This is a genomic window from Paracoccus litorisediminis, assembly GCF_009711205.1.
Classification (GTDB): Bacteria; Pseudomonadota; Alphaproteobacteria; order Rhodobacterales; family Rhodobacteraceae; genus Paracoccus; species Paracoccus litorisediminis.
In genome coordinates, this window is sequence record NZ_WMIG01000021.1 from 34,040 (window position 1) to 48,119 (window position 14,080).

14 protein-coding genes are annotated in these 14,080 nt (G+C 62.1%); 9 read left to right on the forward strand and 5 right to left on the reverse strand.

Features of this window, described 5'->3' with window-relative positions; translation table 11 throughout:
• Positions 1-163 precede the first annotated feature (163 nt).
• Genes GL300_RS21860 through GL300_RS21865 form a run of 3 tightly spaced genes read left to right on the forward strand, consistent with a single transcriptional unit; the run spans position 164 to position 3,243 of the window.
• Positions 164-685, forward strand: a complete 522-nt coding sequence (locus GL300_RS21860) for a biliverdin-producing heme oxygenase (protein ID WP_155041803.1) — start codon at positions 164-166, stop codon at positions 683-685.
• Between the two features lie 3 nt (positions 686-688).
• The gene (locus tag GL300_RS26470) at positions 689-1,525 is read left to right on the forward strand and encodes a GAF domain-containing protein (protein WP_211595329.1); all 837 of its coding nucleotides are present in this window, start codon (positions 689-691) and stop codon (positions 1,523-1,525) included.
• A 35-nt stretch (positions 1,526-1,560) separates the two neighbouring features.
• Positions 1,561-3,243, forward strand: coding sequence for an HWE histidine kinase domain-containing protein (locus GL300_RS21865; protein WP_211595330.1), 1,683 nt, complete (start codon positions 1,561-1,563; stop codon positions 3,241-3,243).
• Between the two features lie 254 nt (positions 3,244-3,497).
• On the opposite strand, the gene GL300_RS21870 is transcribed toward GL300_RS21865, so the two are convergent.
• Together GL300_RS21870 and GL300_RS21875 are read right to left on the reverse strand one after the other, a co-directional pair.
• A complete protein-coding gene (locus GL300_RS21870; protein ID WP_155041804.1) occupies positions 3,498-4,907 on the reverse strand; it encodes an alpha,alpha-trehalose-phosphate synthase (UDP-forming) in 1,410 nt (469 codons plus the stop codon).
• Between the two features lie 122 nt (positions 4,908-5,029).
• On the reverse strand, positions 5,030-5,695 hold the full coding sequence (locus tag GL300_RS21875; protein ID WP_155041805.1) for a YciE/YciF ferroxidase family protein: 666 nt from the start codon (positions 5,693-5,695) through the stop codon (positions 5,030-5,032).
• Positions 5,696-5,947: 252 nt separating this feature from the next.
• Between GL300_RS21875 and GL300_RS21880 the strand changes: the two genes are divergently transcribed.
• The 6 genes from GL300_RS21880 to GL300_RS21905 all read left to right on the forward strand — a co-directional run bounded on the left by GL300_RS21880 (position 5,948) and on the right by GL300_RS21905 (position 9,637).
• Positions 5,948-6,559 (forward strand): class I SAM-dependent methyltransferase, encoded by a 612-nt coding sequence (locus GL300_RS21880; protein WP_170297774.1) that lies wholly within the window; start codon positions 5,948-5,950, stop codon positions 6,557-6,559.
• A complete protein-coding gene (locus GL300_RS21885; protein ID WP_155041807.1) occupies positions 6,556-7,662 on the forward strand; it encodes a YihY/virulence factor BrkB family protein in 1,107 nt (368 codons plus the stop codon). The genes GL300_RS21880 and GL300_RS21885 overlap by 4 nt, the downstream gene beginning before the upstream one ends.
• Positions 7,663-8,051: 389 nt before the next feature.
• Entirely contained in the window at positions 8,052-8,543 is a 492-nt protein-coding gene (locus GL300_RS21890) for an MgtC/SapB family protein (protein WP_155041808.1), read from the forward strand.
• A 101-nt stretch (positions 8,544-8,644) separates the two neighbouring features.
• Positions 8,645-8,995, forward strand: a complete 351-nt coding sequence (locus GL300_RS21895; protein ID WP_155041809.1) for a PRC-barrel domain-containing protein — start codon at positions 8,645-8,647, stop codon at positions 8,993-8,995.
• Positions 8,996-9,098: 103 nt separating this feature from the next.
• The gene (locus tag GL300_RS21900) at positions 9,099-9,395 is read left to right on the forward strand and encodes a PRC-barrel domain containing protein (protein WP_155041810.1); all 297 of its coding nucleotides are present in this window, start codon (positions 9,099-9,101) and stop codon (positions 9,393-9,395) included.
• Positions 9,396-9,451: 56 nt separating this feature from the next.
• Positions 9,452-9,637, forward strand: coding sequence for a DUF3008 family protein (locus GL300_RS21905; RefSeq protein WP_155041811.1), 186 nt, complete (start codon positions 9,452-9,454; stop codon positions 9,635-9,637).
• 4 nt (positions 9,638-9,641) lie between these two features.
• Here GL300_RS21905 and GL300_RS21910 read toward each other — a convergent pair whose 3' ends face one another.
• Genes GL300_RS21910 through GL300_RS21920 form a run of 3 tightly spaced genes read right to left on the reverse strand, consistent with a single transcriptional unit; the run spans position 9,642 to position 14,069 of the window.
• Positions 9,642-10,772 carry a carboxylate-amine ligase gene (locus GL300_RS21910; RefSeq protein ID WP_155041812.1) on the reverse strand — a complete coding sequence of 377 codons (1,131 nt, stop codon included), beginning with the start codon at positions 10,770-10,772 and terminating at the stop codon, positions 9,642-9,644.
• 10 nt (positions 10,773-10,782) lie between these two features.
• Positions 10,783-12,012, reverse strand: a complete 1,230-nt coding sequence (locus GL300_RS21915; RefSeq protein ID WP_343043166.1) for an NAD(P)/FAD-dependent oxidoreductase — start codon at positions 12,010-12,012, stop codon at positions 10,783-10,785.
• 2 nt (positions 12,013-12,014) lie between these two features.
• Complete coding sequence (locus GL300_RS21920) at positions 12,015-14,069, reverse strand: catalase (protein ID WP_155041813.1); 2,055 nt, start codon at positions 14,067-14,069, stop codon at positions 12,015-12,017.
• Between the last annotated feature and the right edge of the window lie 11 nt (positions 14,070-14,080).

Sequence of the window (14,080 nt, forward strand, 5' to 3'; positions counted from 1 at the left end):
AGGTCCAGTCCACGATCAAGCAGCATGTCTTCAGCCTCCATCGCGTCACCTGCCTTGGCAGGGTTACACCCCGCGCATCGCGCAGGCCAGCGCACCTTCGACTTTTCCCTTGCGGAACCGGGCACTTGGCGACATGCATGGCTCGTAATAATGGGGGAAGTCGATGAAACCCGACAGCCTGCGCCGCAATCTTTATCTGGGCACGCGCGACCTGCATGACGCGCTCGACCAGAGCATTGGAGCATTCGCGGATCGCGACGACTATGCGCGCTACCTGCTGGGCACGCTCCAGTTCCGCGCAGCGCTTGAGCCCGCCCTTGAAGGCGGTGATTTCGCGGCGCTGGAACTGGTGGGCGAGCTTCGCCGCGACCTTGCGGATTTGGGGCTTGCACCCTCCCCCGAAATGCCACCGCTGGCGCTTGACACGCATGAGGCAAAAGTCGCGGCGCTTTATGTCTCGGAAGGGTCCGCAGTTGGCGCAAGGTTGATTTCCCGCAAGGCTGCGGAACTCGGGCTCGACGACGGGTTCGGAGCCCGCCATCTGGCGCAACAGACCGCCGATCGCGCGCGCTGGCCGGCGTTTCTGGAATGGCTCGAGGCCCAAGATGTCGCGCAGGAGGCCGTGGTCCACGAAGCGCGGAAAATCTTCACGCTTGCCAAGCAGGCATATCGTGTCGATGCATAGGCCATGACATCCGAGCCCGCCTTCGACGCCACGCTGGTGGGAATACCCATCGATCTCAACAATTGTGATCGGGAACCCATCCATATTCCGGGCAGCATCCAGCCGCATGGCTGCCTTCTGGCCTGTGATAATGCGGGTCGGCAAGTCTTGCAGCATTCCGCCAATGCGGCAGAGATGCTCGGCCTGTCGAATGCTCCGTCGGGGCAGGATCTGGTCGAAGTCATCGGGCATGAAAGCGCCCATCGCCTCCTGAACACGCTGGCCATTGCTGGATCACGCCCCCAGCCCGGCCTGATCTTCGGGATGAGGGTGAATGGCCGCGATTTCGATGTCAGCGCCCATCGCTTCAACGGCAATGCCATCATCGAATTCGAGCCCGCCGCCGAGATAGGCACGATTTTCAGCCTGTCGCGCAGCATTCTCTCGCGCCTGCGCGGATTGCAGGACCCCGAAGAACTCATCGAGATGGCCGCCGCGCTGATGCAAGCCCAGATCGGCTATGACCGCGTGATGATCTATGAGCTTGGTCCTGACGGTGCGGGCAAAGTCGTCAGCGAAGCCAAGCGCGAGCATCTCGAAAGCTTCCTTGGCCAATATTTCCCGGCCACCGATATTCCGCAGCAGGCCCGCGCGCTTTATCTGCGCAATCCGATCCGGGTCATCGGCGATGCCTCTTGCCGGACGGTGCCGATGATCGCAAGCGGTGCCGAGCAACCGCTTGACCTTTCCTATGCCCATCTGCGCAGCGTCTCGCCGATCCATTGCGAATATCTACGCAATATGGGCGTCGCGGCTTCGATGTCGGTCTCGATCATCATCAATGGCGCGCTATGGGGCTGATTGCCTGCCATCATTATACGCCAAAGGTCATGTCCATGGCCGAGCGCGCCGCCGCCGAGATGATCGGCGAGTTTTTCGCCATGCATCTCGATACGCTGACGCGACGACAGGCGCGGCATCTGGAACGCGCCGCACATCAGACCATCGCGCAATTGCTGATTGATGCCAGCCGCGGCACCGATGTGGCGGCTGCGCTGCGCAATCGGTTGCCGGATCTCTCTGAGATGATCGAGGCCGATGGGCTGGCGCTTTATTTCGACGGCGCGTGGACCTCGCTCGGCTGCGCCCCGAACCTTGCGGAAGTGATGCCGCTTTTGCGACATCTCGAAGACATCGACAGGGGGCAGGTCTTCAGCAACTCGCGCCTTATGGCCGTTTTGCCCGAGGCGCAGGATCTGACCGCGCGTTTTGCCGGGACGCTGGTGGTGCCGCTGTCGCAGCGCTCGCAAAACGCGTTGATCTTTTTCCGCCGCGAGGCCCTGCAGACGCTGAAATGGGCGGGCGATCCGGCCAAAACCTATGAAAGCGGGCCGCATGGCGACCGGCTGACGCCAAGGAAAAGCTTCGCCATCTGGCAAGAAACCGTGCGCGGAACATCTGCCCCTTGGTCTGAGAACGATCTGCGCTTTGCCGAGGCTTTGCGCAATTCGGTGGTCGAGGTCATGCTGATGAACAGCGAGATCCTTTCCGAAGAACGCGCCCGCGCCGCCACGCATCAGAATGTGCTCAATCAGGAACTCAATCACCGGGTGAAGAATATCCTCGCGCTGATCAAATCCCTGATCAATCGCCATCCCGGTGACGATGCCTCGCTGCCCGGCTTTATCGACAGCCTGAACGGGCGCATTCAGGCGCTGTCGGCCGCGCATGATCAGGTGGTGCGCGATGGCAGCGGCGGGCGTTTGGGCGAGTTGATCGGGGCCGAATTGGGACCCTATCTGTCGCAGGACGGGCAGATTGAAATCTCCGGCCCCGCCGTCGAACTGGAAAGCCGCGCCTATTCCATCATGGCGCTGGTCCTGCATGAAATGGCCACCAATGCCGCTAAATACGGGGCCTTGGCGCATGGCGGGCATCTACGCGTCGTCTGGACCATCTCGCCCGCCGGTGATTGCCGCATTGCGTGGACCGAGACCGGCGTCACGGACCTTGTGAAGCCGACCCGTAGTGGTTTCGGCTCGGAGCTTTTGGGGCGCGCGCTGCCCTTCGATCTGGGCGGAACGAGCCAGCTTGAGTTTCGGAGCGAAGGCATTGCCGCCGAATTCACCCTACCTGCGCGCTTCATCCGGCTGCTCGACCGACAAGAGGACATGAGCCGTCCGACTATCACCGCCGCGCAGCAGGCGCCTATGGCTTCGCTTTCGGGCATGCGCGTCTTGATCGTCGAGGATCAGGCCCTGATCGCGATGTCGCTGGAGGCGGATCTGATCGACAATGGGATGCAGGTCAGCGGCATCGCCGGAAATGTCGCAGCGGCTTTGCGATTGATCGACAAGGACGCGCCTGACCTCGCGGTTCTGGATGTGAACCTCGACCATGAAAGCTCGCTGCCCATTGCCGAGCGCCTGCTTGCACTTGGCATCCCCTTTGTCTTTGCTACGGGCTATGGCAGCCGGGTCAATTTGCCCGAGCATATGCGCGCTATGCCCGTGGTCGAAAAGCCTTATCAGATTGCGGAAATCATGGCGAAGCTCATTGCGGCCCACGAGGGCAAGTGACCTTTGCCTCCGGGCGCGGTGGGTATTTATTCGGTCGGGTCGCCACTGGCCGCACCGCTGCCAGTTGGCCGGTTCCAACGCGGCTGGCGCGTGCTGGTCGGCATGTCATCCTCGTCACGTTCACGCGCGACCCGGTCTTGCCGCTTACGCTTGTCTGAATCCCGTGAAAGCGATCCTGCGGGCCGCTTCGGATCTTCAGGGTTTTGCTTCTTGCCCCGTTTAGGCACTGATCTCTCCTCAATGCGGCGCTGCGATCAACTTGCGTCCCGCATTTGCAATTTGTCGTAGCGCTGCAGCAGATCCGAAAATTCGCGGGGATAGGGACAGGTCGTGAGCGTCCCCAGAAAAGTTGCAGACCATTGAGCCACATCGGTCCGCTGCACGACCTCCAGACAGGCGGCGTGCCGCCTGCGGCGCTCGTCATGCGACATGCCCAAAGCGCAGGATATCGCCTTGGCAATGTCTTCAATGTCATAAGGATTGACCAGCAGGGCTTCGGTCATGTCTTCGGCCGCTCCGGCGAAGCGTGACAGGATAAGAATGCCGGGATCGTCCGGATTTTGAGCCGCGACGAATTCCTTGGCGACGAGGTTCATCCCATCGGCCAAGGAGGTGACAAGACAGGCCTTGGCGCGGCGGTAGAGCCGCGCCAATTTCGCGCGGGCAATCGGGCGATGGATATAGCGCAACGGCGTCCAATCCAATTCGGCAAAGCGGCCATTCACATGACCGGCAATTTCCTCCAATTCGCGGGTGATCTCTTGATATGCAGGAACCTGCTCACGACTGGGTGGCGCGATCTGCAGCAGGCAGGCTCTGGCATTATCAGTTCGAGTTTCCAGATAGCGGGCGAAGCCTTTGAAGCGATTGGGCAAACCTTTCGAGTAATCCAGTCGGTCAACCCCGAGGATGAAGCGTCCCGGCTCTTCTGCGCCAAAGGGATTTGGCCCGGCTTTTTCCGCCTCTGCCGCAAAGCCCGCGGTGTCGATCCCGATCGGGAAAGAACGGACCGAGGTGATGCGATGCCCGAATTTGACACTGCCATCGGGCATAAACTCGGCACGCGGATCGGCGCGAAACATCTCGAGGCAGCGGGCAACATCGCTGCGGGTTTGCAGGCCAACCAGATTGAACTGCGCCAATTCATCGGCAAAGCGTTCGGGATGGGTCAGAACCGACAAATCCCCCAGAGCCGGAAACGGGACATGTAGAAAGAAACCTATGCGGTTTTGCACCCCTGCCGCGCGCAGCTCTGCCGCCAAGGATAGAAAGTGATAATCATGCACCCAGATCAGATCATCGGGTCCGGCGATTTGACGAATGATCCGCGCAAGCCTTGCATTCACTCTGCGATAAGCCGCTTCATATTCCGGGCGCAATTCGACCAGATCGCCACGCCGGTGAAAGAGCGGCCAAAGTACGGAATTGGCGTAACCGAGATAATAGTCGTGCATCTCGATTTCGCTCAATCTGAACGCGAGACGTTGATAGGGCGCGGTGCTGACTTCCTCGAGCCCGTCATCCGCTTGCCCGGCTTCGGGATGCGCGCCGATCCATATGCCACCCGAGGCAGCCAAGGCATCATGCAAAGCGACCATCAACCCGCCCGAGACGGCATCTCCCATCGGAATTCGGTTCGAGATGACGATCAGACGTCCTGACATGGAAGACCTCTTGCAGGTTGGGTAGGCAGGACCAACCTTGGCGGTGGCGCGGTGTTCCGAAAATTCTGCGATTTCCCAAAGGCGCTTCGGGAGGAAGGCCCCCCGAAGCTCATGCAGCAGCCTCAGGCCAGCGCGCTTTCCTCCTCGGTGTCATATTCCGAGGCGGCATCGTTGATCGAGCCTTCGGCCAATTCGTTCAGCTTGCCGTCGGCCGCCTTCTCTTGCGCCAGGATCGCGTCGATATGGTCGCGGATCTCTTCGAGGCCCAGTTCCTCGGCAAAGGCGCGCAGCGAGCCATAGCGGGTGATCTCGTAATGCTCGACCGCCTGGCAGCTGAAAATGATAGCCGCGTCCGAGGCTACGCTGTCACCGAAATCCTCGAGCAGGCTCTCGCCTTCCTCCAGAATGCCGTCGATCGCCTCGCATTTCTCGCCGCGGGCCCGTTTGCCCAGGAGCTCGAAAACGGTCTCGAGGCTCTGGATCTGGCCCTCGGTCTCGGCGCGGTGCTCTTCGAGGGCCCGTTTCAATTCGGGATGATCGGCCTTGCGGATCATCTTGGGCAGCGCGCGGTAGATCTTCTTCTCGGCATAATACATGTCCTTGAGGCCATGCTCGAGCAGATCCGAGAGCGATTTTTGCGTGGCTTTCGGGCGCTGCGCCGCGGTCGAGGCGGATTTTCGGGCGACATTCTGTGCCCGCTTTCCGCGCTGCTCGGGGCTTGCCTTGGCGCTGGCGCGGCCTTCGCTGCGCGCGCTCTTGCGGGCATTAGACTTGGGTTGGGTGGCCATCATCATCCTCCATGGGCTGAAATCCAACTTGCGGGACTGAAAATCGCCAAGGGAGCCAGTTTGTTCCCGAAATGCCCGATAGATTTTTTCATCTTCCCGACCGGGAACATCGGGCGCCGGCCGAGGTTTCAGCCACTTGGTTCGCAAGCAGGCAAACCTGGGAACACGCTGCGATTCAGGCTTTTGTGATGGCAGGGAACCGAAAGCGGCGCTTCGGGTTTGGCACACAAAACAAGAACAAGGATGCGCGTCATGAACTTCCAACTCCGCCTTGGACATTCGGAACAAGTCAACCACAATCACCGGAACGTTCTGGATGCCGAGGTCGAGCAGGCCCGCGCCGTGACCCGCCAACTCACACGCAGGCATTATTCCAGCGTGCTGGAGCTTGGCTGTTCGCCCGTCACCGCGGCGGCCGATCTGGCGCGTCGGGCGGATCGCTTCCTCGCGCTTGACGACGACCCGCGAAATGTCGAGGCTGCTCGGGCAAGGTTGATCTGCCGTCCTCAAGCGCGGGTGCGCCACGCCTCGGTGCCGCGGAACTGGCCGCGGCGCGCGTTCGATCTCATCGTGATCTCGGAGATGATCGCGCGTCTCAATCGTTTCGAGCTGCGCGCATTGGCGCGAAGATGCGCCGAAACGCTGAGCGATTGCGGCGAGTTGATCCTGTTCTGCGATCTTGAAGATAGTCGCAGCACGGTTCAGCGCATCGCAGCGGCAGAGGAGTTCCGACGCGAATTCGGCCGCTTGCGTCAGCTCGAGATCACCCGACACGCACATGCCAGATCGGCTCTGCATCTGACGATTTTGGCCCGCGGCCAAATCGTGCCCCGCGCGCAATTCGAGACCCGCGAGGGCGCATGACGATCAGGGCGCGCGGGGCCGAGACAGATATTGAACTGCCCGACTCGCCCGCGGATCTCTCTGCCCGTGGTTGGAAAGAGGTCGGCACGCAGCTCTGGCGCGAGATTTCCGAAGATCACGTCTCGGTCGTGGCGGCTGGCATCGCCTTCTATGCGCTCATCGCCTTGTTTCCGGCCATTGCCGCCTTGGTCGGGATATCCGGGGTGATCCTTGATCCTGCGGATCTGGGCGGGGAATTGACCCGCATCGTGGCGTATCTTCCCCCCAGCGCGGCGGAGATCGTCAGCGATCAGGTCGTCTCGGTCACCGGCAGCAGCGGCGCGGGCAGCGGTCTGGTCGCAATTTCGGGCCTGGTCATCGCAATCTATGGCGCGATGAAAGGAACACTGACGCTGATCGAGGGGTTGAACATCGCCTATGACGAGACCGAGAGACGCGGAATTCTTCGGCTTTATCTGACCGCTCTCGGCCTGACCCTCGCGATCCTGTTCGGATGTCTGCTGACGCTTGGCCTCGCTGTGATCCTGCCTTCGATCCTTGGTCTTCTCCCCTTCGGCAATCTCGCCGAGACGGTCATTCCTTGGGTCAGTTGGCTTATTCTCGCCACATTCACCATGCTGGGACTGGCCGTCATCTACCGTTTCGGCCCCTCGCGCGAACCTCCTCGCTGGCGTTGGATCAGTCCGGGCGCGGCGCTGGCGACGCTGATCTGGATCGGCGGGACGGCGGCATTCTCGCTCTATGTCCAGCGCCTCGGCTCCTATGCCGAGACTTATGGTGCACTCGGCGGGGTCATTGTGCTGCTGACCTGGCTTTGGCTTTCCGCCTTCTCGGTCCTGGCCGGAGCGGAGCTGAATGCCGAACTCGAACGGCAGGCGGGGCGAAGCGCCGATCATCTTCAGACGGGTGCTGCTTTGGGACCATCCTTGGCACCACAACCCGCAGAGGCAGCATTATCCCCTGAACCGGCGCATATGCGCCTCGCATTATCCGCAGCACCCAGCGACAAGACGCGAAAATTGTCGCCGCTCCTTTTGCTTGCCGGATTGGTCATCTGGCAGGCGCTGCGCCGGGAAGACCCAAGAATCCCGCCCAAAACCTGAGCCCCTCCCCCAGCCATTCAGGAGCGCAAATTCAGAGCAATGATCCAAGGATTTGGCGCAATTCGCTTCTGATTTGGCAGCGCAGCGCCCAGATCGCATGGCAGGCGCAATTGGTCATGGCGTTGCGGCTCGCCGGAGTGGCAGGCGTCTTGCCACAGGACGCCACTGAGACAGGCCTGATGGTCTGGGAGAAGGTAGAAGCCGCCTCCCATTCCTGGTTTGCCGCATGGGGTGCCGCGACCCGCGGCCAAAGCGCCGATCGGGTGGCCCTGGCGGCATTGCGACCCTATCAGCGCCGTGTCCGCGACAATGTGAAACGCTTGTCGCGACCCACGCGGGACGCCTAGTCGCCGCGAATTCCCGTCAGCATCTTTGATTGGGGCCCCGCCATGTTCGAGCAACTCGCCGCTGAATTCGCCCGCCCGATGAGCCTGCCCACCGAGGTCGCGGTCTTGCGCCTGAGCATGGCGCTGCTGCTTGGCGGCGTGATCGGCTGGGAACGCGAGATCAAGGCCCGCGCCGCTGGTCTGCGCACGCATATGCTGATCGCGCTTGCGGCGGCCTGTTTCACCCTGGTCGCGATGGAGTTGATGAACCTGTCTCCGCAAAACGCCGATCTGCAGCGCCTCGATCCTCTGCGTCTGATCGAGGCGGTCACGGCGGGTGTCGCCTTTCTCGCCGCAGGGTCGATTGTAATCAGCGGCGCGACCGTTCGAGGTGTGACGACAGGTGCCTCGATGTGGCTTTGCGGCGCAATCGGGCTGTGCTGCGGCACCGGCGATCTGCGGCTTGCGATGATTGCGACGGTGATGGCGATGATCGTTCTGTACCTGATCCGTGTCCTCATCACCCCCGCAATGCACCCCGAGGATGACGAATAAGCCGACGCGCTTTTCCGAACCGGAGCGGAAACAAACCGTGAGGTCGTGGGTTACCAGCGCTCGAAAACGGGCAGCAAGCCTGCTGCGGAAAGGAAAATGCCATGAATGACACGGTTGGAACGCTGGTTTCCTCGGCCAATGTGAACGGCACGGCGGTCTATGGCCGCGACGGCAGCCATATCGGCACCATTGACCATCTGATGATCGACAAGCCCTCGGGCAATGTCGCCTATGCGGTGATGGGCTTCGGCGGCTTTCTGGGCCTTGGCGAGGAACATCTGCCGGTGCCGTGGCACGCGCTGCGCTATGACACCGCATTGGGTGGCTTCGTCACCGACCTGACCGAGGAACAGGTCACCGGCGCGCCTGCCCGCAGCGAAGGCTGGGATCGCGACCGCGACTGGGAAACCCGGACCTACGAATATTACGGCTGCCCGCCCTATTGGATCTGAGCCCATACGTTCCCGCCCATCCGCCTCACCTCACCTCACCTCACCTTCGGCGAAACAGCTATGGGCGGGAAGTCGAACAACATAACCATCAGGAGGACGACAAATGGACCACAAACTTCATCAGCGGCTGGACGCCAGCGAATTGACCGATGCCGTGCTGTCCGGTGCGACGATCTACGGGCCGGGGGATGAAACCGTCGGCACGGTCTCGCATCTGCATGGCTCGGGAGCCGAGGCTCAGGCCATTGTCGATGTCGGTGGCTTCCTTGGCCTTGGTGCCAAGCCCGTCGCGCTTGGAGTTTCCCAGATCGATTTCATGCGCGACGAGGGTGGCACCGTGCATGGCGTGACCCACCATAACAAAGAGGCACTGAAGGCGCTGCCCGAACATCACCACTGACCGGGACGTGGCGGCACTGCAAGTGCAGCGCCGCCCTTCCGCAAGGAGATCCGCCTATGCCCGCCAAATCCAAGGCCCAGCAAAAAGCTGCAGGTGCCGCCCTGTCAGCCAAGCGCGGCGAGACGAAGAAAAGCGATCTCAAGGGCGCATCCAAAGAAATGTACGAGTCCATGTCCGAGGATCAGCTTGAGGATTTCGCCAGCACCAAGCACAAGGGCAAGCCCGAGCATGTGAAGAAATAGCGGTTCACAGCCCCTCGCGGAATTCCTCGATCAGGCGCTGGACGACGGCCCGATGTGCCTCATCGCGGCTGGCCCCTGCCGAGGCCGCAGCCGCAAAGACCGCGCGTTGACGGCTGGCGGAATTGCCTTGCGCCACGATCTCGCGGACCCGCGCAATGTTGGGCTGGCTGCCCAGTCGGTCGGCATCTTCGGCGATCAGCGCCAGCCATTCCTCGGCCAGTTCCTCATGCGGCTTGATCCGGCCCGCGCCGAAATCGATCAGCCCTTTGTCGAGCCCATGGCGCAGGGCGCGCCAGCGGTTCTCGCCGATCAGGAAATTGTCATATTGCCGCCAGCGCATATTGCGCTCGGAGAGCCGCCACAGCATGCGCAGGCTTGCCTGGATCAGCGCGGCCATGGTGATCGTGTCCGCCAGCCTTGGGCAGGCATCGCAGATCCGTGTCTCCAGCGTCGGGAACCTTGCCGAGGGGCGCAGGTCCCACCAGATCTCGCTGTTATCTTCGATGATGCCCTGTGCCACCAGCACTTCGGTCGCCCGCTCGTAGGCGCTCCACTCCGAGAATTCCGGCGGCAGACCGGTGCGGGGATAGCCCGCAAAAACCGTCGTGCGATAGGAGGCAAGGCCCGTATCGTCCCCCTGCCAAAACGGCGATGAGGCAGAAAGCGCCAGAAGATGCGGCAGGAAATAGCGAAACTGGTTCGTCAGATCGATGCGCAGCGCGGGCGCGTCGATGCCGACATGGACATGCATCCCGCAGATCAGCATGCGTCGCGCCATGCCGCGCATTTCCTGAGACAGGCGCTCATAACGGTCCTTGTCGGTGCGGTCTTGATCGCGCCAATCCGCCGAGGGGTGGCAGGCGACCGAGATCGGGGCAAGGCCGAATTCCGCCGCCTGACGCGAGATGGTTGCGCGCAGCCGCGCCAGATGCGCGCGCGCCTCGGTGATGTTGGCCGAGACCGGGGTGCCGACCTCGATCTGGCAGCGCAGGAATTCGGGGCTAACCTGATCACCGAGTTCGGCCTTGCACGCCGTCATCAATGCCTCGGGCGCATCGCCAAGCGCGCCAGTCTCGGGATCGACCAGCAGATATTCTTCCTCGATGCCAAGTGAAAAGGCGGGTTCCGGATTCATGCTATCCTCGCTAGCGAAAGGCGAACAGGTCCGCGTCGGCGTCAGGCTTGCCCGCAAGACGCGCGGCGATGATCTGGGCCGCGATCATAGAAAATGTGATGCCATTGCCGCCAAAGCCCATCACCGCATGGGCGCGTTTGAACTCCGGGACATGGTCGATAATCGGCAGCCCGTCCGTGGTATTGCCGAAGGGCGCGGCCCAAAGATAGGCGGGCGTGCCGATTTCGATACCGCAAAGCGCCTGCAACTTGGCCGCGATGCGGCGGGCGGCGGAATGCAGCCGGGCAGGGTCTTTGTAAGCCTCGGGGTCGTCCGAATCTTCGCCGCCCGCGATGATGCGACCGTCCCGCGCAGAACGGAAGTAAAGATAGGGATCGGCAGCCTCCCAGACCAGCATCTGGTCCAGCCAAGCAGGGCGCGGGATGCGGGGATGGCTCGCCAATGCCCAAGTCGAGGTGATGCGATGCGACCTGCTTTCCATCATCGGCAGGAATTCATAGCCGGTGCAGAACACCCCCTGCCCCGCCGTCAGGAGCGATCCGTCCGAGGTCGCCAGCGCCACGCTGTCGCCGGTCTCGGCGAGATCGGTGATCTCGCGGGGCGAGACGATCTCGGCCCCGCGATGAACGGCCAGCCGCAGCAGCCCGGCCGTCAATTGCGCCGGACTGGGCGAAGCCGAGGCCTGTGACAGGATCGCTGCCGTCCGGTCGATGCCGAAGCGCCTCCCCAGTGCCGTGTGATCCAGATACTCGCAGGCGATATCAGCCGCTTGCCGCGCTTTGAGCTCGCTGCGCATGTCGCGATGGCCTATCTCTTCGCCGGTCAGGTATAGCGCGGATTTCGGCTGCATGTCGCAAGCGATCCCGGTTTGCCCCACCAGATCCTGCTGATCCCGCACCGCCCGGACCGAGCGCCGCCACGCCCGCTCTGCCTTGTCGCGCCCGATCCGTTCAGTCAGCTTGTGCAGTGGCACGTCGATTTCGTGCTGGATCATCGCGGTGGAGGCAAGGCTCGATCCCCGCACCGGAGGGCGGCGGTCAAGGATCAGGATGCGGCGCTTTTGCCGGGACAGAGCTTCGGCCATCAGCGCGCCGCTGATCCCGGTCCCGACGATGATCACATCCCAAATCTTCGAGGATGGCGTTGTGATCGCGGGCGCGCTGATCGCCCTTGTCGCCGCCCAGAAGGGCTTGTCCAGATGCAGGCGGCGCTGCTTTGTCCGGGCCTCTCGCGGGGCCACGATCAGGCAAGATCCCTGAGCGAAGCCTCGCGGTCCCAATAGCGCAGGGTCGCGGCCTTGGGCAGTTTTGCAAGGTCGACGACGCCCGCGTCCGGCTTGACCCCAGCCCGATCCAGCAGCGCCATCGCACCCTCGTCATGGCCGATCGCCTTGAGATGGGCATAGGCATCCGCGACGAACCCCACCGCAGCGCTGTCCTGCGCCAAACGCCGGGCGGCATCTTCCGCCAACACCAGCGCGACCCCATCGAAAAGCCACGATGGCGAGCCGGCAAGCTGTCCGTCGGCCTTCATCTCGCCACCCTGCAGCGTCAACCCACCGACTTTCGGAGCGATGGTGAAGGGGGTGCCTCCGGCGTCTTTGACGGATTTGATCAAAGTCTCCAGCGCCGATTTGTGGGACCCCTCATCGAAAAGGATCCCGACCTTGCGCCCCTGCAGCGTGGCGTTCCACCGCTTCTGGATCGACAAGGCAGCGCTTGGCTCAAGGTCGATGGGCTCTTTCGCGGGTGGCGCGGCTTTCGGCAGATCCAGCGCCAACCCTTTGGCCACGCGCTCGGCCAGAGCCTCATCGACATTGCGCAGCTGCGACAGGACCCGCAGGCGGATGTGATCAAGGGCCACCTTGGACAGTTCGAAGGTGATGGCAGAGGCGATATGGGCCTGCTCATTCTCGGTCTGCGATTTCCAGAACATGCGCGGCTGGCTGTAATGGTCGGCAAAGGTTTCCGAGCGGATGCGCAGCTTTTCGCCCTCGACCGGCTGCGGGGCCGAGCGGAACCCATCGGCGCTGGGGCGCGGGCCAGGGTCTTCGCCCGCCTCGTCCAGACTGTTCGGCTCGTAATTGGCGCGACCCTTGGGGATCTGCGTCTGCATCATCCCGTCGCGCATCATGTTTGCATAAGGGCATTTCGGCGCATTCACCGGGATCTGGTGGAAATTCGTCGTGCCCAGCCGAGATTTCTGCGTGTCGAGATAGGAAAAGAGCCGCCCCTGCAAGAGCGGATCATCCGAGAAATCGATTCCCGGCACCACATTCGAGGGCAGAAACGCCAATTGCTCATTCTCGGCGAAATGGTTGTCGGGATTGCGGTCCAGAACCATGCGGCCGATCACGCGCAGGGGCACGTCCTTCTCAGGGATAATCTTGGTCGCGTCGAGCACGTCATAGGGCAGGCTGTCGGCCAGCGCGGCATCGAAGCTTTGAATCGCGAGGTCATATTCGGGATAGTCGCCTGCGGCAATCGCCTCCCAAAGATCGCGGCGGTGATAGTCGTTATCCGCCCCTTGCAGCTTTGCGCTTTCGTCCCAGACCAGGGATTGCGTGCCCAGACGGGGCCGCCAATGGAACTTGACGAAGCTTTCCACCCCCTCGGCATTGACCAGCTTGAAGGTATGGATGCCAAAACCCTCCATCATCCGGTAGCTGCGCGGGATGCCACGGTCGGACATCGCCCAAAGCACGGTATGCAGCGTCTCGGGCATCAGCGAAACGAAATCCCAGAAGGTGTCATGCGCCGAAGCGGCCTGCGGAAAGCCGCGATCCGCCTCCATCTTCACTGAATGGACCAGATCCGGAAATTTGAGCGCATCCTGGATGAAAAAGACCGGGATGTTGTTGCCGACAAGGTCCCAGTTCCCCTCATCGGTATAGAATTTGGTGGCAAAGCCGCGCACGTCGCGGGGCGTATCGACCGAGCCCGCACCGCCCGCGACGGTAGAAAAGCGCACGATCACCTCGGTTCGCTTGCCCTTTTTCGCAAACAGGCTGGCGCGACTGAGTTCGGGGATCGGGTCGGAGCATTCGAAATACCCATGCGCCACCGAGCCACGGGCGTGGACGATGCGCTCGGGGATCCGCTCATGGTCGAAATGGAAGATCTTCTCGCGCAGGATGAAGTCTTCCAGAAGCGTCGGGCCGCGCGTCCCCGCCCGCAGGCTGTTCTGGTTGTCCGAGATCGGTGCGCCGTGATTGGTGGTCAGTTTCGGCGTGTCGCCGCGCCCGATCTGCTGGGTCTCGCCGCCTTCGCCGGTCGTTGGGTCATAGGGTTTAGCCATTTTCCTTGCCT

Coding starts and splice junctions, on each gene's coding strand:
- GL300_RS26470 (WP_211595329.1), top strand. CDS start 689: ATGACATCCGAGCCCGCCTTCGACGCCACGCTGGTGGGAATACCCATC.
- GL300_RS21910 (WP_155041812.1), bottom strand. CDS start 10,772: ATGAATCCGGAACCCGCCTTTTCACTTGGCATCGAGGAAGAATATCTG.
- GL300_RS21900 (WP_155041810.1), top strand. CDS start 9,099: ATGGACCACAAACTTCATCAGCGGCTGGACGCCAGCGAATTGACCGAT.
- GL300_RS21860 (WP_155041803.1), top strand. CDS start 164: ATGAAACCCGACAGCCTGCGCCGCAATCTTTATCTGGGCACGCGCGAC.
- GL300_RS21870 (WP_155041804.1), bottom strand. CDS start 4,907: ATGTCAGGACGTCTGATCGTCATCTCGAACCGAATTCCGATGGGAGAT.
- GL300_RS21865 (WP_211595330.1), top strand. CDS start 1,561: ATGGCCGAGCGCGCCGCCGCCGAGATGATCGGCGAGTTTTTCGCCATG.
- GL300_RS21875 (WP_155041805.1), bottom strand. CDS start 5,695: ATGGCCACCCAACCCAAGTCTAATGCCCGCAAGAGCGCGCGCAGCGAA.
- GL300_RS21890 (WP_155041808.1), top strand. CDS start 8,052: ATGTTCGAGCAACTCGCCGCTGAATTCGCCCGCCCGATGAGCCTGCCC.
- GL300_RS21880 (WP_170297774.1), top strand. CDS start 5,948: ATGAACTTCCAACTCCGCCTTGGACATTCGGAACAAGTCAACCACAAT.
- GL300_RS21905 (WP_155041811.1), top strand. CDS start 9,452: ATGCCCGCCAAATCCAAGGCCCAGCAAAAAGCTGCAGGTGCCGCCCTG.
- GL300_RS21885 (WP_155041807.1), top strand. CDS start 6,556: ATGACGATCAGGGCGCGCGGGGCCGAGACAGATATTGAACTGCCCGAC.
- GL300_RS21920 (WP_155041813.1), bottom strand. CDS start 14,069: ATGGCTAAACCCTATGACCCAACGACCGGCGAAGGCGGCGAGACCCAG.
- GL300_RS21895 (WP_155041809.1), top strand. CDS start 8,645: ATGAATGACACGGTTGGAACGCTGGTTTCCTCGGCCAATGTGAACGGC.